General features: G+C 62.8%; 13 protein-coding genes. 8 read left to right on the top strand and 5 right to left on the bottom strand.

Features of this window, described 5'->3' with window-relative positions; genetic code table 11:
• The first annotated feature begins 3 nt into the window (after positions 1–3).
• Complete coding sequence (locus TQ38_RS04480) at positions 4–237, top strand: DUF2274 domain-containing protein (RefSeq protein ID WP_043971985.1); 234 nt, start codon at positions 4–6, stop codon at positions 235–237.
• Positions 238–794: 557 nt separating this feature from the next.
• Positions 795–2,777: a hypothetical protein gene (locus TQ38_RS04475; RefSeq protein WP_043971988.1), complete on the top strand. Its 1,983-nt coding sequence runs from the start codon at positions 795–797 to the stop codon at positions 2,775–2,777.
• A 219-nt stretch (positions 2,778–2,996) separates the two neighbouring features.
• Here the strand turns inward: TQ38_RS04475 and TQ38_RS04470 are convergent, their stop codons facing one another.
• From TQ38_RS04470 to TQ38_RS04450, 5 genes are all read right to left on the bottom strand, one after another.
• On the bottom strand, positions 2,997–4,373 hold the full coding sequence (locus TQ38_RS04470) for a sulfatase (RefSeq protein ID WP_082057555.1): 1,377 nt from the start codon (positions 4,371–4,373) through the stop codon (positions 2,997–2,999).
• Between the two features lie 28 nt (positions 4,374–4,401).
• Entirely contained in the window at positions 4,402–5,703 is a 1,302-nt protein-coding gene (locus TQ38_RS04465) for a sugar MFS transporter (protein WP_043971991.1), read from the bottom strand.
• A gap of 80 nt (positions 5,704–5,783) precedes the next feature.
• A complete protein-coding gene (locus TQ38_RS04460; protein WP_043971995.1) occupies positions 5,784–8,003 on the bottom strand; it encodes a beta-glucosidase in 2,220 nt (739 codons plus the stop codon).
• Positions 8,004–8,140: 137 nt separating this feature from the next.
• Positions 8,141–10,567 (bottom strand): TonB-dependent receptor, encoded by a 2,427-nt coding sequence (locus tag TQ38_RS04455; RefSeq protein ID WP_162792204.1) that lies wholly within the window; start codon positions 10,565–10,567, stop codon positions 8,141–8,143.
• 128 nt (positions 10,568–10,695) lie between these two features.
• Positions 10,696–11,415, bottom strand: coding sequence for a TetR/AcrR family transcriptional regulator (locus TQ38_RS04450; protein WP_052505586.1), 720 nt, complete (start codon positions 11,413–11,415; stop codon positions 10,696–10,698).
• Positions 11,416–11,634: 219 nt separating this feature from the next.
• Here TQ38_RS04450 and TQ38_RS04445 point away from each other — a divergent pair, with 219 nt between their 5' ends.
• The 6 genes from TQ38_RS04445 to TQ38_RS04420 are packed head-to-tail and all read left to right on the top strand — an operon-like array spanning position 11,635 to position 20,926.
• Positions 11,635–13,413 (top strand): arylsulfatase, encoded by a 1,779-nt coding sequence (locus tag TQ38_RS04445; protein ID WP_082057556.1) that lies wholly within the window; start codon positions 11,635–11,637, stop codon positions 13,411–13,413.
• Complete coding sequence (locus tag TQ38_RS04440; protein ID WP_052505587.1) at positions 13,413–14,825, top strand: sulfatase-like hydrolase/transferase; 1,413 nt, start codon at positions 13,413–13,415, stop codon at positions 14,823–14,825. The genes TQ38_RS04445 and TQ38_RS04440 overlap by 1 nt, the downstream gene beginning before the upstream one ends.
• Positions 14,822–16,294, top strand: coding sequence for a sulfatase (locus TQ38_RS04435; protein ID WP_205316070.1), 1,473 nt, complete (start codon positions 14,822–14,824; stop codon positions 16,292–16,294). Before TQ38_RS04440 ends, TQ38_RS04435 begins: the two co-directional genes overlap by 4 nt.
• Positions 16,295–16,305: 11 nt before the next feature.
• Positions 16,306–18,012 (top strand): sulfatase, encoded by a 1,707-nt coding sequence (locus TQ38_RS04430; protein ID WP_043973300.1) that lies wholly within the window; start codon positions 16,306–16,308, stop codon positions 18,010–18,012.
• On the top strand, positions 18,009–19,934 hold the full coding sequence (locus TQ38_RS04425) for a sulfatase-like hydrolase/transferase (RefSeq protein WP_240197943.1): 1,926 nt from the start codon (positions 18,009–18,011) through the stop codon (positions 19,932–19,934). Before TQ38_RS04430 ends, TQ38_RS04425 begins: the two co-directional genes overlap by 4 nt.
• Before the next feature lie 59 nt (positions 19,935–19,993).
• Entirely contained in the window at positions 19,994–20,926 is a 933-nt protein-coding gene (locus TQ38_RS04420) for a formylglycine-generating enzyme family protein (protein ID WP_043973303.1), read from the top strand.
• Positions 20,927–21,253: the final 327 nt, after the last annotated feature.

The raw sequence follows: 21,253 nt of genomic DNA, 5'->3' as shown, positions 1-21,253 counted from the left end.
ATCATGGTGGACCTGAAGCTGGGCAAGCTGCCCGACCGCACGCCAGTGAAGCTGGCGATAATGATCACGCCGGACCTGCAAAACGCGCTGCAAGCTTATGCCGCGTTCTACGCCGCGCGATACGACGTGGAAGAGCCCGTCGCGGAACTTGTCCCGGCGATGCTGGCGGCGTTCCTGGAGAGCGATCGCAACTTCGTCCGCGCCCGCGAGGCCACACTGAAGGCACGGCCGTCATAGAGCGGAGCCCGGAAAGGAAGCTCGAACTTTTGACCGTCCAGATTTCGGCGGCGGTGCGGATCAGGAGCCTGCGCCAACCGGGCATATATGGGATCATCCAGTTGGCGACGTGGAAACCGCGTAGGTAGGGCGGGCCACCCTGATGCAGTATCAAAGCCCAAAACGCGCACATAAAACCGAAAGCAAAATCTGGGACGCGCTTGGCATTATCTATCGACCTCCTGAAAGGTCTATTTCGCTGGAATCCATTGTTCAGCAGCCTGGCTAAAGCTGAGTGAAGCAATTGCATTCTGGGGCGAGCGAGTAACTTTCCGGAGCGGCATTTGTGGGATGGTAGACTGACAACGACCCGACGAAGCAAATGCCAAAGCTATGCAAATTCCTCGTCGTCGGCGTTGGGTCGTCTGCGGTGGTCAAGCCGATCGAAACATCTGCACAAGATACCCGCTGTTTTCTATCACCATTGTCGTGACTTGACGGAGAGTTTCGCAGATAGGCGCGCGCCCTTCGCAGCCGGCTACATGCCTTCGCGATCACAAACTCCTTCCGGACCGCACATGCCACGAAAGCCCCGGCCGACGCCGACCGCAAAATCCAGCCCCAAATTCGAAAAAGGAAAGCCGGGACCACAACTGAAGCAGCCGATGGAAAATCCGGCTCCCTCCGCTACCGAATGGGAAGAACCTGCGACGTTCGGCGAGGCATTGCGACTTCACACGAGGCGGTTTGGAGAATCCTACCTGCTGCTGCACCGTGCGATCATCCAACCCGACGAACCCTTTCACCGAGACACCCTGAAGGGGTGGGCGTTGGGCCGCAGAGTGCCGCGTAGCGCCGCCAGTATGGACGTTCTAGCTCGTATCGAGCAGCGATACGGATTGCCGTCAGGCTATTTCAAATCGAAATTGCCGCATCCGGGACGCGCTACGACCATGCCATCATTGCCGGGTATCACGCCAGCGGAACAACGACGGCTGGCTTGGCATCTTCCTGACGACTTCGGCAAACGTACATGCGCGCAGCAAGCCGAAATCCTAAACTGGGTGCGTACCGTGGTGATTTCGGGATCGACTGAATTTCGTCGGTATCAAGCCGAGGCATCCAAGATACGCTATAGTCTCCGCTTCCCGTCCCTGACCGGACGCAAGCCTCAAGCCCAGCGCCAAAGGCGCATGGAAGAAGCCGATCTCGTAATCGAGGAAGACGACATTGACCGGATCGTTGGCTCTATCGAGGCGCCACCTCGTCTCACTGCCGAAATGGCGGAACTCATCCGGTTCAAATCAAGCACGCTTACGGACATCGGGTTCCAGCGCACCGGTGTGTGGAACGACGAGACCATCCTCCAGAAGGTCGAACACCTGGGGCTGATGTTCGGGGCGATGCGAGCCGCTCGGGATGGGCCAGTCGTCGGCCTAAGCGTTCCGGCAAGGCACCTAACGCTGGCGATGCTGGTCTTTCCTCGGCTGTGGGACTGGTACGTGCAATGGCGCGAGATGCGACGCGGCTTCTTCACGCGCTGGGAAGTCGACATGCTTCGCCTCGCCTCGGCGCTGACCCGCAAGAAGACCGGATGGCTGCGTCAGATGCCGGACCTTGCAATCCGCCTCACACCGATCGCGGGACTGATCAGCGAAGCGGAGATCATCGCTGCGCGAGTGGATTGGGGCGCGGCCTGCGATCGTCTCCATGGGCACGCCGCAGCGCGCGCCAAGGAAATTGAACGGGTCGCCCGCGTTCATCGCGACCCTTTCGAGCCGATTCTGTCGGTCCTGCAGGCCGACAGCCCGGTGGGTGAGTACCGAAAGATCGCCGATGAAATCCTGCGGCTTGCGCCTAACCCCGATCGCCATCCGCGCGCAGCCGCTGAAGCAGCGCGTTCGTTCCTGCTAATCCGTCTTGGCCTGCACCTAGGATTGCGACAAAAGAACCTGCGACAGCTGATGGTCTGCCCACGCTGCCAGCTGCCGCGCTCGGAGCGGCAGCTCGAAACCATGAAGCGTGGAGAGATCCGGTGGAGCGAACGCGACCATGGCTGGGAGGTCTTTATACCCGCCATCGCGTTCAAAAACGCGGGATCGTCGTTCTTCGATGGTCGCCCGTTTCGCTTGGTACTCCCTGACCTCGCCGACCTGTACCGCCACATCGACGAATACGTCCGCCGACATCGACAGGTTCTCCTAGGACCCGTCGCGGACCCCGGCACCCTGTTCGTCAAGACGGTCAAGGTGACCAGCCGCTCGGCCGAGTACGACCAGAACACGTTTTACGAGGCATGGCGTCTCGTCATCCAGCGCTACGGAATCTACAATCCTTACACCGGCAACGGCGTTATCAAGGGCCTGTTGCCGCATGGGCCGCACAACATCCGTGATGTCCTGGCGACGCATATTCTCAAACAGACAGGCTCGTACGAGCGCGCGAGCTACGCGATCCAAGACACGCCGGATATGGTGGCAAAGCATTACGGGCGTTTCCTGCCGCAGGATAAGTCAGCGCTGGCCGCACAAATCCTGAATCAGGTCTGGATGGAAGCCTGATCGGCACCGCCCCCGCTGCCGTTGCGGACCGACCTGACACTTGCCATTCGTGTTCGGTTAACGGTGGAAATGGAGGTGTTTCCCTGTGGCTCGAAGTGGGACAAAGCCGCTGTTCTATTCTGATCTGCGAAACGGCAGTCCTGCCCGAAATCTGCCGTTAACGACGTGAAGACGCGGTAGGCCCGACAAACGGCACTGATCTGTGTTTCTACTGTCAGTTCAATCCCTCCAGATTTCTGGAACTACCCGTCCTTCCGGATTGAACCCGCTTTGATTGAGCGCCTTCACACCGGGCCTGCGGTACTTCGCGAATTCCACCTCGGCATGGGCAATCCGCTGCTGCATCGACTTGACCACGTCGGGATGCAGGGAGGCGACCGAATACTGTTCGCTGCGGTCGCGCATGTCGTAGAGTTGCGGATAGCCGCGCCCTTCGAGATACACGAAATACGACATGTAGAGGTCGGAATTCACGTACTTCCAGTCCTGTGTCCGGACGGCGACGACTTCCTCGTTCTGGAACAGGATCAGCGCATCGTGCGGGCTGGGAGCACCCTGGGTCAGCACCGCCGAAATGTCTTTACCGTCGAGTTCGACACCGGCAGGCGGCGCGATCTGTGCAAAGGCGCACAAGGTCGGGAAGATGTCGATGCCCATCGCGATCGAATTGCAGCGCTTTCCCGCCGGGATGCGGCCGGGCCACCGGGCGACGAACGGCACGCGGTAGCCGCCGTCATAGCCCGCACCGCCCTTGCGGTTGCGCATGCCGCCGGCTGAGCCTTCGAACCAGGGGCCGTTGTCCGAAGTGAAGATCACCAGCGTATCCTCATCCAGCCCCTGCGTCTTAAGGGCAGCCAGCACACGGCCGACGATCGAATCCACCTCCATGACGCAATCGCCGTAGGCCGCAGCGTCCTTCGACTTGCCTGCGAAGCCGGGTGCGGGGAAATTCGGCAGGTGCGGGGCGCTGAGCGCAAGTTCCAGGAAGAACGGGCGCGCGCGGTTGTCGGCGATGAAGCGTTCGGCCCGTTCGCAAAATTGCTGCTGCAACTGTGGATAGTCCACGTCGCTCTTCTGCTTTTCCGCTCCGTCGTATTCGAACAGGTTCAGCGGGCTGATGTCATGGCTATAGGGAATGCCGTAGAACAGGTCGAAGCCGTACTTCGTAGGTGGCCAGTAGGGCTCGACGTGGCCCAGATGCCACTTCCCGATCAGCGCGGTGGTGTAGTCGCCTTCCAGCGCCTGCGGCAGGGTCTTTTCGCTCAGCGGGAGCCCGCCCTTGTCGGCTTCGAGCAGAACCCGCGAGAGCGCGGTGCGCACGGGGTAGCGCCCGGTCAGAAGGCCCGCTCGCGACGGCGTGCAGACATTGGCAGGCGCGTAATAGTCCGTCAGGGTCACGCCCTGCTTCGCCATGCGATCGAGGTGCGGGGTGGGAATGGTGCCACCGCCCATCGGGCCGATGTCGCCATAACCCAAATCGTCGCAGTAGATGACCACGAAGTTGGGCTTGCGGCGCGACGCGGCGGCAACCGCGCCCGAAGCCATGCCAAGCGCTGCCGCCCCGATCATGCCCTTTATGACGTCACGCCGTTCCATATCGCCAAACTCCCTTAAAATCCGCCGATCAGGCGACCGCAGGCTTTCTTGCGAAGAGCCCGAAGCCTGCGATGACAGCATAGCACACGGCGGGCAGCACCAGCGCGATACCCAGGTTGTCGCCTGCCACATCGGCCAGCGCGCCGGTCGCCAGCGGCACGATCGCGCCGCCGCAGATCGCAACGTTGATGATGCCCGAACCGTCCGCCGCGCGGGCGCCCAGCTTCTCGCACGCAAGAGAGAAGATCGTCGGGAACATGATCGAGTTCATCAGGCCGACCAGCAGCAGCGCATAGCCCGACACATGGCCCTGCGTGCCGACCGAGACCGCGATCAGCCCGATCGCCGCGCAGGCGTTGAACGCCAGCACCACGCCGGGATTGACCTTGCGCAGCACGGCAGAGCCGACGAAGCGGCCCACCATCGCCCCGCCCCAGTACAGGCCGATCAGCTTGCCTGCCGACTGCTCGGGCAGAGCCATCACGTGGTCCTGCATCAGGTAACTGACGATCAGCGAGCCGATCGAGACTTCGGCGCCAACGTAGAGGAAAATGCAAAGCGCACCATAGCCGAACCGCGCACGGGTCAGCAGGTCGAGGCCGAGACCGGCGGAGTGGTCCGCGTCATGCTTCTCGGCCGGAAGCCGGTTGCGGAACATCCACACGGCACCAGCGACCAACGCCAGCGCCACGGCGATGCCGAGGTAGCCGTGAACGATGGCCGCGCTCTCGGTTCGGCGGTAGGCATCGAGAGCAGGTCCTGCGAGGTCCTTAGCCGAAACCTTGGCGAGGCTGCCCAGGATCAGCACCGAACCCGCGATCGGGAAAAGCGTGGTGCCCAGCGAGTTGAAGCCTTGCGCGAAAGTCAGGCGCGAGCTGGTCGTCTCGGGCTTGCCGAGCAGGCTGATCAACGGGTTGGCGACGACCTGCACGATGACCACGCCCGCCGCCAGCACGAAGTAGGCGGCGAGGAACTGCCAGTACGTCGCCGTCTGCGAGGCGGGAATGAAGGCGAGGCAGCCTGCGATCATGATCAGCAGGCCCACGGCGGCGCCGCGCATGTAGCCGACCTTGCACACCAGCATCGCGCCCGGAATGCCGATCACAGCATAGGCGGTGAAGAAGCAGAACTGCACCAGCATCGCCTCGGTATACGAGAGCGTGAACAGTTCCTTGAGCTTGGGGATGATCACGTCGTTGAGGCTGGTGATGCCCCCGAAGATGAAGAACAGCGCCATCACGAAATAGCGCAGTTCCGGCGCGTCCACATGGCCGCCGGGCACTTCCTCTCCGAACTCTGGGACCGTGCTTTTTCCGGGTGCCATGGCCATCGATCGATCCTCGTATCCGCTTGCAGATGAAAAATGCCGCCCCGCGCGCAAGGCACGGGGCGGTCAAGGTAGGTCAGGGATCAGTCTTGCCAGGTCTTGCCCTTGAGGCGCACGGTCATGACCGGGCCGAGGTGTTCGGCATCCTCGCCCAGCGCAAAGCCGTAATCGCCGGGCACGACGGTCCAGTTGCCGTCCTGCCAGTCGGCCAGCAGGCGCTGGTCGATGGTCATGGCCACCGGCTTGCTCTGCCCGGCCGTCAGTTCCACCCGCTGGAAGCCAAGCAAACGCTGCACCGGCTTGCCGCCGCGCGAGACGAGATAGAGCTGGGCCACCGTGGCGCCCTCACGCTTGCCGGTGTTAGTCATACGGGCGCTAGCCCGGGTGCCGTCGGTCTTCAGACCGCTGGCAGCGAAGCGGGTATAAGACAGCCCGTAACCGAACGGGAACAACGCCTTCTGACCCTTCACCGCGTTCCAGCGATAGCCGACGTTGGCCCCTTCGATGTCGTAGTCAGCGACCAGCGGCTGACCCTTCATATCGGGCATGCCGAAGAAGCTGGGTTCGGTGCTGTCCAGTCCATCGACTTCGGCGCGCGGCAGTTGCTCCTTGCCCGCCGGGAAAGTGATTGGCAGCTTGCCTGAGGGATTGACCTTGCCGGTCAGCACCGCTGCGATAGCTTCTGCGCCGCGCGCGCCGGGATACCATGCTTCGATCACGGCCGCAGTGCTGCCAAGCCATGGCATCATGACGGGACCGCCGGTTTCCAGCACCACGATGGTGTTCGGATTGACAGCGGCGACCGCCGCGATCAGGTCATCCTGACCGTTGGGCAAGCTCATGTCGGGAACGTCGAACCCTTCGCTGGTCCACTGGGTGGCAAATACGATCGCAACGTCGGATTTCTTCGCCTGCGCCACGGCTTCGGCGATGTAGCGGCCGTTGCGATAGTGGATTTCCGCCTGGGGGGCCGCTTCGCGCAAGGCCTTGAGCGGAACCGAACTGTGATAGGATTCGGCGATGAACGGCGAGTTCTCATCGCCGTTGCCTGCCGGGATATAGACGGCAGGCCCGCCCTCGGCTTGCACCTGACTGGACCCGGCGCCTGACAGCACACCCGAATTGGCATAACCGCCGATCACTGCGATACGCCTGGCCGACGCGGCGAGGGGCAGGACATCGCGCTCGTTGCGCAGCAGGACGATACCCTGGCGCGCCACTTGTTCGGCGATGTCGCCATGCGTCTTGAAGTCGATCGCACCGCCGGGCTTGGCCGGGTTCGCATCGAGGCCATTGTCGTAGATCGCCCAGAGGATACGGCGGTTCATGTCGTCCAACCGCTTGGCATAGGCCGGGTCCCCCTTGGCTGCAGCCGCCAGCTTGTCGGCAAAGAATACTTCCTTGTCGAGCTGCTCTCCCGATTGCTGGTCAAGCCCGTTGAGCGCAGCGCCGAGCGAGGGCACCGCGCCCCAGTCGGACATGACGAAGCCCTTGTAGCCCCAGTCCTGCTTGAGCACCTTGTTGAGCAACCAGTCGTTGTCGCAGGCCGAATGTCCGTTGACCTTATTGTAGGCGCACATGACCGAGCCGGGATCGCCGATCTCGATGCCGATCTTGAAGGCCAGCAGATCGCTTTCATGCGCATTGGCGGCGCTGATCTTGCTGTCCACCACCTTGCGGCCTGTTTCCTGACCGTTGAGCGCGAAGTGCTTGATGGTGGAAATGATGTGATTGGACTGGATGCCGCGGATGGCATGACCAGCGAGAGTTCCGGCCAGCAGCGGATCTTCGCCCAGATACTCGAAATTGCGACCGTTACGCGGATCGCGCATCAGGTTGACGCCGCCGGCAAGCAGTACGTTGAAACCCTTGGCACGAGTTTCGGAGCCGATCATCCGGCCGCCTTCCTCGATCAGCGCCGGGTTCCAGGTGGCAGCCTGCGCCAGGCCGGAAGGCAGCGCGGTGGCGCCGTCCTTGCGAACGCCGAAAACGTAGGAAACGCCGAGGCTGGCATCGGTTTCGAACAGGGCCGGCACGCCAAGGCGCGGAATGCCGGGAATGTAGCCCGCCCCCGGGATCGCCACTGCGGGCGGTTCGGGCGCATCGGGCGTCAGCTTGAGGGGCATGATGCCATGCGTCAGGATCGTCTTTTCTTCCGTTTGCATCGCCTGCAGCGTCTTTTCCGCCTTGGCCGATGCGGCTTGCCCACCCTTGTCCAGCGTGGCCTTGTCCTGCGCACCGGAAGCCCCGGCAGCCAGCGCCGCGCACGCGCCGGCAAGGAAAAGCGAAGTGCGAAGAGTCATGGAAGTGATCCCGAAATGAGAAGAAGAAGGGGAGAGATTCCCGATGAAGGACGATGGCTGGCACAGCCCTTCATCGGGACTCGAAGCGGGCATTCACGACAGGAGGAGAGGCGTCGCGAACACCCGCCTCGAAAGGGTCAGAACTTGTAGCCCATGCTTGCACCGAAGTAGCGGAAGGCGCCCTTGGGACGGAACGCGGTGAGGTTGTTCGGCGTCAGCATCTGCGACGTCAGCGTCGTGCCATTGGCGACGTTGGCGTAGTAGTTCTGGTTGAACATGTTCTTCACGAAGACCGAAGCGTTGAAGCCCTTGTCCTGCGCGCGGATGCCGATGGTGGCATCGACAATCGGGTAGCCGTCCTGCTTCAGCAACGGGTCCTGCTCGAGCGAGAAGGTCACGTCGCTCTGGTAGGCGAGCGAAAGGTCGATGTAGCCCAGATAGGCGCCGATCTCATGCTCGTAGCGCGGGTTGAAGCCGATGCGCCAGCGCGGAGTGTTGGGCAACATGCCGCCCCGGATATTCTGCTGCGGACCCGAGGTGACGGTGCCGCCGGCTCCGTTGGACGTCTGGACGCGCGCGCAGGTGTTCGCCGGCACGGCCTGACCAACCGCAATGATGGGCGTTCCGACCCGCTGCGAAAGCGGACAGGCAAGGCCGTCGGCATCGAAAGTGCCCTTCACGTAGGCCATGTTCACGCCCAGCGAGAAGTGATCGTCCGGCTGGAAGGTCGCCTCGACCTCGACACCCTTGGTCTGCGCCTTGCCCGCGTTGGTGACGACGAACAGGAAATTGCCGGTCGACTGGTCCGAACGGTTCGCCTGCACCTGCAGGTCAGTGTAGTCGGCGAGGAAGGCTGCCGCCGCGACACGCAGCTTGCCGTCGGACGTCGCGCCCTTGAAGCCGATTTCGTAGGCGTTGACCTTCTCCGGCGCGACGACCGGGTTGTTGTTGAAGGTCTGGTTGTATTCGGTGCCCAGGCTCTGGCCCTTGTAGCCGCGGGTGTACGAGGCATAGACCTGCGCATTGCGGCTGAATTCATACTGCAGGCCTGCTTTGCCGGTGATCGCATCGTCGCTGGCCTTGGTCGTGCCACTGGTGAGCGTGGCGCCCGAGAACGCAGGCGTATCACCTCCGACGAGCGCGGCTGCGTTCTGGTGGCCGTCAACCTTCAGCTTTTCGCGCTGGAGGCGGATACCGCCAACCACCTTCAGGCCACCGACGATGCGGTAGTCGGCCTGACCGAACGCCGCGATATGCGAGCTATCCAGCTCTGCGGCATGTGAGCCCGAAGCGCCCACCGGTGCCGGACAGGCGGCGCCGATCGCCAGACCCTGATTGAGCGGGTTGCTCGTCGGGCAGCTGACGATGCGGCGGGAGAACGCACGGTCCAGGTGCAGGTCGGAATAGAACAGGCCAACCACGTAGTTGAGATCATGGTTGCCGTTCGAACCGAGCCGCAATTCCTGCGTCCACTGGTTCAGTGTGAACGGACCGCCGTTGACGTCGAACTGGGCATAGGCAGGCGCATTGCCATTAAGGCCGGTGTAGATTGGTACCGGCGTATTCAGGCCGTCGACGTCCTGATTGTTGTAGAAGCTGTACTTCTGGTATGCGGTGATCGACGTGATCGTGGTCGCACCCAGGTCATAGCTGCCTTCCAGCGAGTAGATCTGCGAGCTCGTCTTCGAAACGGTCGACAGATTGGTGCTGACCTCATCGTTCTTCGGACCGGCGACGACCGGGCCCATCAGGCTCGCAAGATTGGCGTTGTCGGTGCGAATCGCCACCGACTGGCAGCAATCGGCGTTATTCTTGTTGTAGCTGCCCGAAGCGAGCAGGTTCAGGTCACCGAGCTTGAACTCGACCTTGCCGCGCACGCCCCAGCTTTCGTAGCCATTGACCTTGTCGCCCAGGACGACGTTGTGGATGTAGCCGTCGTCCTTGTTGTAGTAGCCGGTCAGGCGCACGCCGACCGCATCGTTGATTGGGCCGGAAACCGTTCCGTTGAGGTGGTACTCGCCCATTTCAGCAATCGTTGCCTGCACCTTTCCGCTGAGAACATCGGTGGGCCGCGCGGTCACGATCGAGATCACGCCACCGCTGGCGTTCTTGCCGAACAGCGTGCCCTGCGGGCCGCGCAGAACCTCGACGCGCTCGATGTCGGCAAGGTCGGAAAAGCCCTGCGCTTGGCGCGCCATCACGACGCCATCGATCACCGTGGAGACCGCAGGCTCACTACCCTGCCCGAACACCTGCGTGCCGATGCCGCGGATGCGGAAGGTGGAGTTCGAAGGGTTGGTGCCCTGCGTGTAGGTCAGCGTCGGCGAGACCTTCTGCAGTGAGGTGGTGTCGGTGATATTGCGTTCAGCCAGCGAGTCGCCGGTAACCGCAGTAATCGCCAGAGGCACGTCCTGGAGGCGCTCAGAACGCTTTTGAGCAGTGACGATGATCTCGTTGCCTGCACCCTCAGTCGTCCCGGAAGCATCAGTTGCTTGCGCGAGAGCCGGCGATGCGACGCTGGCAAGAATCGACGACGCAAGCAGCGCCGCTGTAAGCTTATGCATGATTTCCTCCCCCTGGATCATAATCGTCCATTTGGAAGGTTTTTAATGCAGGCGAACAAAAGCATCGTCAACACCAGACTTAAAGATAGGTTATTGCGCAGTCAGCGGTGTGGCCTTTTGGCCTCAGCTCAGCTTGTTCCGCGAGCGCTTTCGTTAGGCAACAACAGGGCGAGCACGGCCTCCGCATGAGCGTCGATGGCAGCATCGGACATAAAGTCATAGCCCATTGCGAGCTGGGCCTCTTTCTGGAACATGAACGGCAGCTGGATCATGCCGACCATGGCGTAGAACAGCGAAGGCAGCGGCATCGGACGCAGCGTGCCGTCGGCTATGAGCGCTTCAAGTTGGGGCATCGTATCCGAATGGTTGCTCTTGACGAATTCCTCAACCATCCACTCCAGCCGCTCGCCACCGGCAATCGATTCTGCGACCGTAATCCGCGCATGCTCGGGATGTTCAGCACTGTATCGCGTATAACGACGCAGAAGCTTGCGAAAACGGTCGCGCGGCGTAAGTCCGGGGTCGCTGTCGACGATGTCTACGACGCTTCGCTGCAACAGGGCGAACATGTCGCGCACCGATTCTCGCCAGAGCTCATCCTTGCTGCCAAAGTGATAGGTGATCATCGAATGGGTCGTGCCCGCGGCGCGCGCAATATCGCGCACGTTCGCAGCGGCGAAGCCATAAGCGGCAAAGGCATCGCGGGCACATTGCAGGATGCGCGAGCGCGTTTCCTCGGCGCGGGCCTGCGACAATTGACGGCGGCCGGCCCGGCCACCGGAACCCGGCACACCCGCTTCTCTGTCGACATCGACTATCAGGCTTTTCTTCGGAATGGCGCGCTCCATCTCATGGTCACCCACCAGGGACCGGCAAAGAGAATCTGCTACGACGCGCCCGCAAATCGCGCAAACAGTTAACGCCGCCTCGATGTAACAAAAGATGGCAGGGAAACTTTCTTGCGAACGCTCTTGCAATAATCGTCCATCTGGACGATTACCCAATTATCCAAGCAATATGTACAAATATTCAAGAGGCCGAAGACAGGCCCCGGGTGAGGAGAGACGATGGTTAGCCACCTTTCACGACGCTTGCGTCGCGCACGTTTCGCCTGTTCTGCCGCAGTGCTGGTGTTGGCCGGACTGGCCGCGCCGGTCGCATTTGCCAAGGCGCTCGGAACGCCGCTTGGTAGCCAGTCATCCAAGCCTGATATCATCCTTATCGTTCTGGACGATACGGGCTTTTCCGATCTCGGCGCCTTCGGCTCGGAAATCCGCACGCCGAACATCGACGCCCTGGCGGCACGCGGCCTGCGCTACAACCATTTCGACAGCAAGGCGGTGTGTTCGCCCACTCGCGCATCGCTGATGACCGGGCGCAACCCGCAGACCGTGCGCATGGCCGACCTACCCGCCCGCGTGCTCGACCCCAGCGACCTCACCCGCGATCGCGGCGAGTTGCCGCAGAACGCTAGCACGATCGCGCAAGTGCTGCATCGCGCCGGATATGCCACACATGGTTACGGCAAGTGGCATCTCGCCCCGGAAAGCGAGGACGGCTCGCCCGGCCACAACGGTTCGTGGCCACTCCAGCGCGGGTTCGACGATTTCTACGGCTTCTTCCTGGGTTGGTCGGACCAGTATCACCCCAAGCTGATCGAGGGGAACCGTCGCCTCGCCTCGCCCAACGCGCCGGGCTATCACTTCTCTGTCGACATTACCGACCATGCCATCAAGGCGCTGGACGAAGGCCGCGACAAGCCGCAGTTCGTCTATCTCGCCTTCGGCGCCGCACATGCCCCCATCCAGGTGCCCAAGCCCTATATCGATGCCTATGCAGGCGTGTTTGAAAAGGGCTGGGACGCGCTGCGGGTGGACAGGCTGGCGCGCCAGAAACTGATGGGCATCATGCCGCCGCAGGCCGAACTCACCCCCCGCGCCGCCAGCGACCGGGCATGGAGCGACCTGACGGCTACCGAAAAGACCGTGTTCGCCCGTTTCATGGCGACCTATGCGGGTTTCATCACGCATACGGACGAGCAAATCGGACGGCTGGTCCAGCATCTCAAGGACACCGGCCGTTTCGACAACACGCTGATCGTCCTGGTCACTGACAACGGCGCCGCATCGGAAGCGGGACAGAAAGGGTCTTTCGAACGCCTCTATGCGCCCAATACCCTGACGCCCGAGCAGATGCTGGCGCGCCTTGACGAACTGGGTTCCGACAAGACCCAGAGCGAATACCAGCGCCCCTGGGCCTATCTCGGCGCGACCCCGTACAAGCGCTATAAGCTGTGGCCGCAACTGGGCGGGGTGCGCACCCCGATGGTCGTCAGCTGGCCCAACCGAATCCACGACGGCGGCAAAGTGCGCACCCAGTATGTCGATGCGGTCGATATTGCCCCGACGCTTGCCGCCGCAGCGGGCACGGCGTTTCCCAAGACCGTGGAGGGCAAGGCCGAAATCCCGGTCGCAGGCGCGTCCATCCTGCCCACGATCGGCAACCCGGCGGCACCGGCGGCTCGCACCGTCCAGTATTTCGAACTGCGCGGCAATCGCGCCATCACGCAGGGCAAGTGGCGCGCATTGGCGATCCATCCGCGCGACGACGATTTCGAGAAGGACGTCTGGCAGCTGTACGACACGGACGCAGACCCGTCCGAGAACCATGACCTTGCAGCGCAGATGCCTGCCAAGGTCAAGGAACTGAAAGCGCTCTGGTGGTCTGAAGCGCGCAAGTACTCCAATCCGCCTCTCGCCGAAGCGCCCAAGGCCTTCCGCTATCGCGAGATGTTCGACGGCAGCCCCGATCGCACAGAGCCGGTGGTGAACGAGGGAGAGAAGTAATGCGCATCATCCGCCGCACCATGGCTGCCCTGGCCCTGAGCTCCATGCTGGCCGGCGCATCTGTGCCGGCGGTTGCCGCCGAAACGGCTCCGGCCGCAACCGCCGCACCGCGGACCTCGGGACCGCCAAACATCATCCTGATCCTTGCCGACGACTTCGGGGTCGAGGGCATCAATGCCTATGGCGGCGAGTACCACACGCCCAATGTCGACAGACTGGCCAGCGAAGGCACCCGCTTCGACAACGCGCACGCCATGCCGCTGTGTTCGCCATCGCGCGTCCGGCTGATGACGGGGCAGGAGAACTGGCGCAACTACGAGGCGTTCGGTTACCTCGCGCCGGGCCAGCGCACGTTCGGCAACGTGATGAAGGATGCCGGTTACGTGACCGGGATGTTCGGCAAGTGGCAGCTCATGGGCAACGGGTTCGACGGCCGCACCGGCATCACCCCCAAAGCCGCCGGGTTCGACGAAAGCTATCTGTGGCAGCTTCAGGCACTGACCCCCAAGGGCTCGCGCTACTGGGGTCCGACCCGCGCCTACAACGGCACGCCGAAGATCAGCGAGGAAGGCTTCGGCCCCGATTTCGACAGCGCCAAAGCGCTCGATTTCATCGCGAAGAACAAGAAGAAGCCGTTCTTCCTCTATTACCCCATGGTGCTGGTCCATAACCCGTGGGTCCAGACCCCGGATTCGATGACCGCCGAGGGTGCCAGGGATCGCTTCAACGGCATGGTATCCTACATGGACCGGCTCGTCGGCGACCTGATGGCAAAGCTCAAGGCCGAAGGGCTGGACCAGAATACCGTCGTCATCTTCACCGGAGACAACGGCACCAACCGCCAGATCACCTCGATGCGCAATGGGCACCCCGTCCGCGGCGGCAAGGGCACGACGACCATCAACGGCACGCACGTCCCCTTCATCGCCTGGGGCCCCGGCGTTCCGCAAGGCAAGGTGAGCGAGGCGCTAGTCGATTTCACCGACCTGCTGCCCACATTCGCGGACATCGCCGGCAAGCCTGCCCTTGCAGGCAAGATCGACGGCGTCAGCCAGTGGCCGGTGATCGGGGGCAAGGCGCAGAGCGCGCGCAGCTCGATCTTCATGCACTACGCGCCGGTGTGGCAATTCCAACCCGAACGCTTCGCCTTCGACGCCAACTGGAAGCTCTATGGCGATGGCCGCTTCGTCGCGATGGACCCGATCGCGGGCGTCGAAACCGAAGTGCCCGCCGGTCAGCGCAAGGGCGAGGCCGCGCGCCACTACGCCGCGTTGCGCGAGGTCATGGACGAGACGCAGGACGGCCCGCTGGACCCCACACGCTACCCCTGGTGCGAGGGACAGCCCTCGCTTGATGCCGCCAAACCCGCCACCGTCGCCGGTTGCAGCCGCTTCCCCGGAGGCGAGGAATGATGCGCCGCCTCCTTACCGCCTCGCTGCTGGCCGGAGCCTGCGCCATCGGCCTGTCCGGTTGCATTGCGACGGCGACGCAGGCGGACGCTCCGGCGCAATCGGCAAGGCCGGTGGCGGCCGCCAGGCCCAATGTCGTCGTGATCCTCGTCGATGATCTCGATTGGGCGGACGTTTCGACATATGGGCGCTCGGACGTTCCCACGCCCAACATCGATCGGATCGCCAAGAGCGGCGTTGCCTTCTCCAGCGGCTATGTGGCGGCGTCCGTCTGCGCGGTCAGCCGGGCCGGGCTGCTGACCGGCCGGATGCCGCAGCGGTTCGGCTTCACCTACAACATCAACGACGAAGGCGACGAAGGCGCGGGACTGCCCGTGGACCAGAAGACACTGGCCGAACGCCTGCGTCCGCTGGGATACCGCACCGCCGCCTTCGGCAAATGGCATCAAGGCGCCGAGAAGCAGTTCTACCCGACCAACCGTGGCTTCGACGAGTTCTTCGGCTTCCTTGCTGGTGAAACCAACTATATAAATCCCGAAACGCCGGGGATCGTCACCACCCCCACCAAGGCGGACAAGTATCCGATCCGCCCGCGCACCGGCAACCATGCCATGGTCGAAGGGCCCGACGCCCGCCCGGCCGACGATTTCACCGGCTATCTCACCAGTCAGATCACCGATCGCGCGATAGATTTCATCGACCGCTCGGCGCGGCAGCCCAACGATCCGTTCTTCGCCTATGTCGCCTACAACGCGCCGCACTGGCCGTTGCAGGTGCCCAGGACCTATTATGATCGCTTCGCGCAGATCAAGGACCCGGTCCGCCGCACCTATATCGCGATGATCGCTGCGATGGACGAAGGCGTGGGCCGCATTCTGGACACGCTGGAAGCACGGGGCCTCCGCGACAACACGATGGTCGTGTTCCTTTCGGACAACGGTTGCCCGGTCCATTTCGGGTTCTGCAATCCCAACCACCCGTGGGGCGCAGGAAAGTTCACCTATATCGAGGGCGGCGTGCGCGTGCCGTTCATGATGTCGTGGCCAAAGGGCCTGAAGCCGCAGGGTATCAGCGACAGCCCTGTCTCCTCGGTCGACATCGCAGCAACCGTGCTCCACGCCGCCGATCCGACCCGCCCGCTGCCCGCCGAACTGGACGGGCGTGACCTCGTGCACACTGCCCGGCACCCCGATCCCGATCGCCTGCTGGTCTGGGGACAGGAGCCGGTCTATGCGGCCCGGCAAGGCAGCCGGAAGCTATGGGTATCGCGCGACTGGAAGCAGTCGCACCTCTACGACCTTTCCGCCGACCCGGACGAGAGCCGCGACCTGAGCGGCAGCGAGCCCAAGGCCGCAGCCGATCTCGCCGCCGAGATCGAGCGTTTCCGCACCAGTCTGCCCGCCCCCCTGTGGAAGCTCCACACGACCCGCAAGATCACGATCAACGGTCGCGAGACCGAAATGGTCTACTGATGAGGATGCCGATGAAGACCAAGACCTCGATCCTCGCGCGGGCTCTGATGGGCGCTGCCTGCCTCGCCTCCATGGTCTTGCCTACTACTTCGGCAACGGCAAAGACCCCGGCTCCGGCAGAAGCACCGCGCGAACGGCCGCGCAACGTGATCTTCGTGCTAGTGGACGATCTTCGTTACGACGGCATGGGCTTCCTCCAGCCGGGCCTCGTCAAGACGCCCAACATCGATCGCATGGCCAAGGAAGGCACCTACTTTCCCAACGCCGTCGTCACATCCTCTCTGTGCAGCCCAAGTCGCGCCACGATCCTGACTGGCCAGACCGCGCGCAACCACGGCGTCGTCGACAACAACAACAGTTCGGAAAACGGCCTAATCTTCTTCCCAAAGTATCTGCAACAGGCCGGATACCAGACTGCGTTCTTCGGGAAGTGGCACATGGGCGAGAGCACCGATGGTCCCCGCCCCGGCTTCGACAAATGGGTCAGCTTCAAGGGGCAGGGCAGCTACTGGCCGGTGAAGGAAGAGAGTGAGCACGGGTCGCCCAACCTCAACGTGGACGGCAAGCATGTGCCCCAGGAAGGCTACATGACCGACGAGTTGACCGATTATGCGATGAACTGGCTGACGAAGGAACGTGATCCAAAGAAGCCGTTCTTCCTCTACCTCAGCCACAAGGGCGTCCACTCCGACCCGCTGCCCCCGCCGCGCTACGCCCACCAGTACGACACCGCGAAGTTCACGCTCCCCGCCAGCGCCGCCAACACGCCCCAGAACAACGCGGGCAAGCCGATGTGGGTGCTCAACCAGCGCAATTCGTGGCACGGTATCGACTTCTTTTACAACGCAGATGTGCCGATGACCGAGTACCTCAAGTACTACTACGGCACGCTCTCCGCCATCGACGACAGCCTTGGCCGGGTCATGGACTATCTGCGCAAGAACCATCTGGAGAAGGACACGCTGGTCGTGTTCACGTCAGACAACGGTTTCCAGATCGGCGAGCACGGGCTGATCGACAAACGCAATGCCTATGAAGCATCGGTCCGCGTGCCGCTGGTCGTGTGGGAACCGGGCACCGTGCCCGCCGGTACGGTCAACCCAGGCCGCATCCGCAATCTCGACTTTGCACCTACCTTCCTCGACGTTGCCAGGGCGCAGCGTCCGGCGCAGTTCGAAGGCACCAGCGCATGGAAGCTGTGGGAAGGAAAGACCGCCCCGGCTGACTGGAAGCCGGGCGATTTCACATACGAGTACTATTGGGAATTCAACTTCCCGATGACGCCGGGCACCTTCGCTATCGAGCGCGACCGGGTGAAGTATATCGCGTATTACGGCGTCTGGGACACCGACGAACTCTACGACCTGAAGACCGATCCGGACGAGATGCACAACCTCGTCAACGATCCGAAGTGGGCCGCGAAGAAGCAGGAATTGCGCGAGGCACTGTTCGACCAGCTCGCCAACAGCGAAGGCAGGCACGTGATCCCCTATGGCATGCGCGACACCATCGGCGCGGTACGTCGCGACGTGAACGGCGCCCGTGCCGCCGACTTTCCCGCCGACTGGTACGTGAAGCCCAATCCAACGGACCGCTTCGACCCGATCCTTCCCGACAGCCCCGCCAAGCTGAATGCCAATGCGGCAAGCAAGCCGCTCATCTTCACGCCGCCGCTCGTCGATGAGCTCAAGCGTCAGGTGGGAGGCAGCCCCAAGTGAGTCATAAGAACCTGAGCCACACCGACATGTCCCGCCGCACGGTTCTGGGGTCCATCGCCGGAGCCGGTACACTCGCCGCTACATCCGGCGCTGCACGCGCAGCGGCGCCGGCCGGTCGCCCCAATATCCTGTGGATCGTCAGTGAGGACAACAACCCGTACATCGGCGCCTATGGCGATCCGCTGGCGCACACGCCGACGATCGACGCACTGGCGAAGAAGGGCCTGCTGTTTCGCAATGCCTTCTCCAACGCGCCGGTCTGCGCACCTTCGCGCTTCGGTATCCTGACCGGCGTCTATCCAGAAAGCTGCGCTCCGGCGAACCAGATGCGGGCTGTCGGCAAGCTGCCCAAGGCGTTCAAGACCTATCCCGAACTGATGCGCGCGGCAGGCTATTTCTGCACCAACAGCGCCAAGACCGACTACAACTGCGATGCCGATCCGCAAGCGATCTGGGATGGTCAGGGTAAAGCTGCCCACTGGCGATCGCGCGAGGACAAGAACCAGCCGTTCATGGCCGTGTTCAACTACGAGACCACGCACGAGTCCCAGATCTTCAAGCCGACCAATGGGCGCGTAATGCCGGACATGGTGAAGCTCCCCAGCTTCCTGCCAGACACACCGGGCGTGCGTCAGGACTTCGCCAGCTATTACAACCTGATGGAGAAGATGGACGGCCAGTTAGCCACGCGTCTTGCCGAACTGGAGGCCGATGGCCTCGCCGAGGATACCATCGTCTTCTACTACTCGGACAACGGCGGCGTGCTCGGCCGATCAAAGCGCTACTGCTTCGACGAAGGGCTGCGCTGCGCCATGGTGGTCTATGTACCGCCCAAGTGGCAGCACCTGATGCCCGGCCGACCCGGCTCTGAGATCACCTCGCCGGTCAGCTTCATAGATCTGGCGCCCACGGTCCTGGCTCTGGCCGGGGCGAAGCAGCCGGTACAGATGACCGGCAAGCCCTTCCTCGGCGCCCATGCGAAGCCGCAGCAGTACGCCTTTGGCATGCGCAACCGCATGGACGAGCGGATCGACTTTCAGCGCACCGTCACCGATGGTCGCTGGCGCTATATCCGCAACTACATGCCGCACCGCCCCTGGGGTCAGCATCAGGCCTTCGAATGGCTGGCCAAGGGCTATCAGGAGTGGGAGCAGGCATACCGCGACGGCACACTCAACGAGGTACAGGCACGTTTCTTCCAGCCCAAGCCGTTCGAGGAACTCTACGACCTCAAGGCCGATCCCGAAGAGCTGCACAATCTGGCAACCGATCCGGCCCATCGCGCCGTGCGCAAGACCTTGAGCGCGGCCGTGGACGCACAGATGATGGCGATCCACGACAACGGCTTCATTCCCGAAGGCATGGCGGGCGAAGGCTGGGCGGAAAGCCGCGATCCGGCGGACTATCCGCTCAAGGACGTCATGGCGCTCGCCCGTACTGCCGCGATAGGCAGGATCGAAGGCCTGCCTTCGCTGCGCGCCGCACTGGCGAGCTCCGTCGAAGTGCTGCGTTACTGGGCCGCAATCGGCTTACTGATCCTTGGCGACAAGGCTGCGCCAGCCAAAGCGGAGATGCTGGACGCCTTCACTCGGGAAACCCGCCCACACGTGCGCATCCAGTTGGCGGAGGCCCTTACGAAGATGGGCCGGACGGATGCCGCTGTCCCGGCACTGGTGACGCTGTGCACCCCCGCGCAACCTTGGCAGATACGTCTGCATGCGATCAACGCCCTGACATTTTTAGGCAAGGCGGCGATGCCAGCACTGGAGGTTGCCCACATGGCAATGAACGGTGAGAACGAGTACCTCAAGAGCGCAGGGAAGTATTTGGCCCTGACACTTACGGATTGCTACACCCCGTCGACCCCGATCTTCGATTGGGAGGGTCTTCTGGCTAAGATGCGCAAAGGCGGCGGTGAGTAGGACGAAAGATGGATACAGGTCAGCGCACCGCCCCGGAGCGGGACACAACCCCGGACGGCATGACATGGATCCCGGGCGGCACCTTTACGATGGGCTCCGAACGCTTTTATCCAGAGGAAGCGCCGTTGCGCCGTGTGGCGGTCGACGGCTTCTGGATAGACATCGCGCCCGTCACCAACCGCCGGTTCGCAGCTTTCGTTGAAGCGACCGGCTACACCACCGTCGCCGAGATCGTCCCCGATCGGAGGGACTACCCCGGAATGCTGCCCGGCATGGACCGCGCCGGTTCGCTGGTGTTTCACAAGAGCAGGACCCCGGTCGACACGTCCAACCCCGCCAACTGGTGGGCGTTCGAATTCGGCGCGGACTGGCACTATCCGCTTGGCCCCGACAGCGATGTCGAGAGCCTGGGGCTATGGGATCACCCGGTCGTCCAGATCGCCTACGCCGACGCCGAGGCCTATGCCCGCTGGGCCGGCAAGGACCTGCCCACCGAAGCCGAGTTCGAATTCGCAGCGCGCGGCGGGCTGGAGGGCGCGGACTACGCCTGGGGTGACGAACTGGCCCCGGACGGCGCGATGATGGCCAACTACTGGCAGGGGCTGTTCCCCTTCGCCAACCAGATGCTGGACGGGTGGGAGCGGACTTCGCCAGTGGGCACCTATCCCGCCAACGGCTACGGCCTCGTCGACATGATCGGCAACAGCTGGGAATGGACCAGCGACTGGTGGGCCGACACGCCCGAGACCGCGAAGAAGAAGGCCGGCGGATCGTGCTGCACGCTCAGCAACCCGCGCGGCGGGAAGCTCAAGGACAGCTTCGACCCTTCGCAGCCCGCGATCCGGATTGGCCGCAAGGTGCTCAAGGGCGGGTCGCACCTGTGCGCCGCGAACTATTGCCAGCGCTACCGCCCCGCCGCGCGTCATCCCGAGATGATCGACAGCTCCACTTCGCACATCGGCTTTCGTTGTGTGCTTAGATCAACGGCATAGGGACTTAGTATCATCGTAGCAGCCACATGCGGTAGCGGCAGGTTTGAGAAAATTCAGCCATTCTTCGCAGCAGCTACGAAAGACCTGCTTTGGTCGCGACCTACCACTACCGCCCTGCCCTCGCACGAATTCCGCCCTGATCGCGGACGTTCCCGAGCCCAAATCCGCTCCCTGAAACTGCTTCTTCGTTCATGCGACGAGATGTAGGAGATTTTCGCCATCTGTGCCGTTGTCTTGAATGGCCGATGGCGGGTTATGTCGCCGTCCAGCAGTGTTCCAAAGCTGGTCGAAGCAACGTGACGCTTTGGGCGAGTGATCTGCCGTCGG

It is taken from the genome of Novosphingobium sp. P6W, from assembly GCF_000876675.2.
Classification (GTDB): Bacteria; Pseudomonadota; Alphaproteobacteria; order Sphingomonadales; family Sphingomonadaceae; genus Novosphingobium.
This window is presented reverse-complemented; position numbering and strand designations above follow the sequence as displayed.

Bases quoted from the DNA above. Each gene is read 5' to 3' on its own strand.
- TQ38_RS04480 (WP_043971985.1), top strand. From the start codon at position 4: ATGGTGGACCTGAAGCTGGGCAAGCTGCCCGACCGCACGCCAGTGAAG.
- TQ38_RS04475 (WP_043971988.1), top strand. From the start codon at position 795: ATGCCACGAAAGCCCCGGCCGACGCCGACCGCAAAATCCAGCCCCAAA.
- TQ38_RS04470 (WP_082057555.1), bottom strand. From the start codon at position 4,373: ATGGAACGGCGTGACGTCATAAAGGGCATGATCGGGGCGGCAGCGCTT.
- TQ38_RS04465 (WP_043971991.1), bottom strand. From the start codon at position 5,703: ATGGCCATGGCACCCGGAAAAAGCACGGTCCCAGAGTTCGGAGAGGAA.
- TQ38_RS04460 (WP_043971995.1), bottom strand. From the start codon at position 8,003: ATGACTCTTCGCACTTCGCTTTTCCTTGCCGGCGCGTGCGCGGCGCTG.
- TQ38_RS04455 (WP_162792204.1), bottom strand. From the start codon at position 10,567: ATGCATAAGCTTACAGCGGCGCTGCTTGCGTCGTCGATTCTTGCCAGC.
- TQ38_RS04450 (WP_052505586.1), bottom strand. From the start codon at position 11,415: ATGGAGCGCGCCATTCCGAAGAAAAGCCTGATAGTCGATGTCGACAGA.
- TQ38_RS04445 (WP_082057556.1), top strand. From the start codon at position 11,635: ATGGTTAGCCACCTTTCACGACGCTTGCGTCGCGCACGTTTCGCCTGT.
- TQ38_RS04440 (WP_052505587.1), top strand. From the start codon at position 13,413: ATGCGCATCATCCGCCGCACCATGGCTGCCCTGGCCCTGAGCTCCATG.
- TQ38_RS04435 (WP_205316070.1), top strand. From the start codon at position 14,822: ATGATGCGCCGCCTCCTTACCGCCTCGCTGCTGGCCGGAGCCTGCGCC.
- TQ38_RS04430 (WP_043973300.1), top strand. From the start codon at position 16,306: ATGAAGACCAAGACCTCGATCCTCGCGCGGGCTCTGATGGGCGCTGCC.
- TQ38_RS04420 (WP_043973303.1), top strand. From the start codon at position 19,994: ATGACATGGATCCCGGGCGGCACCTTTACGATGGGCTCCGAACGCTTT.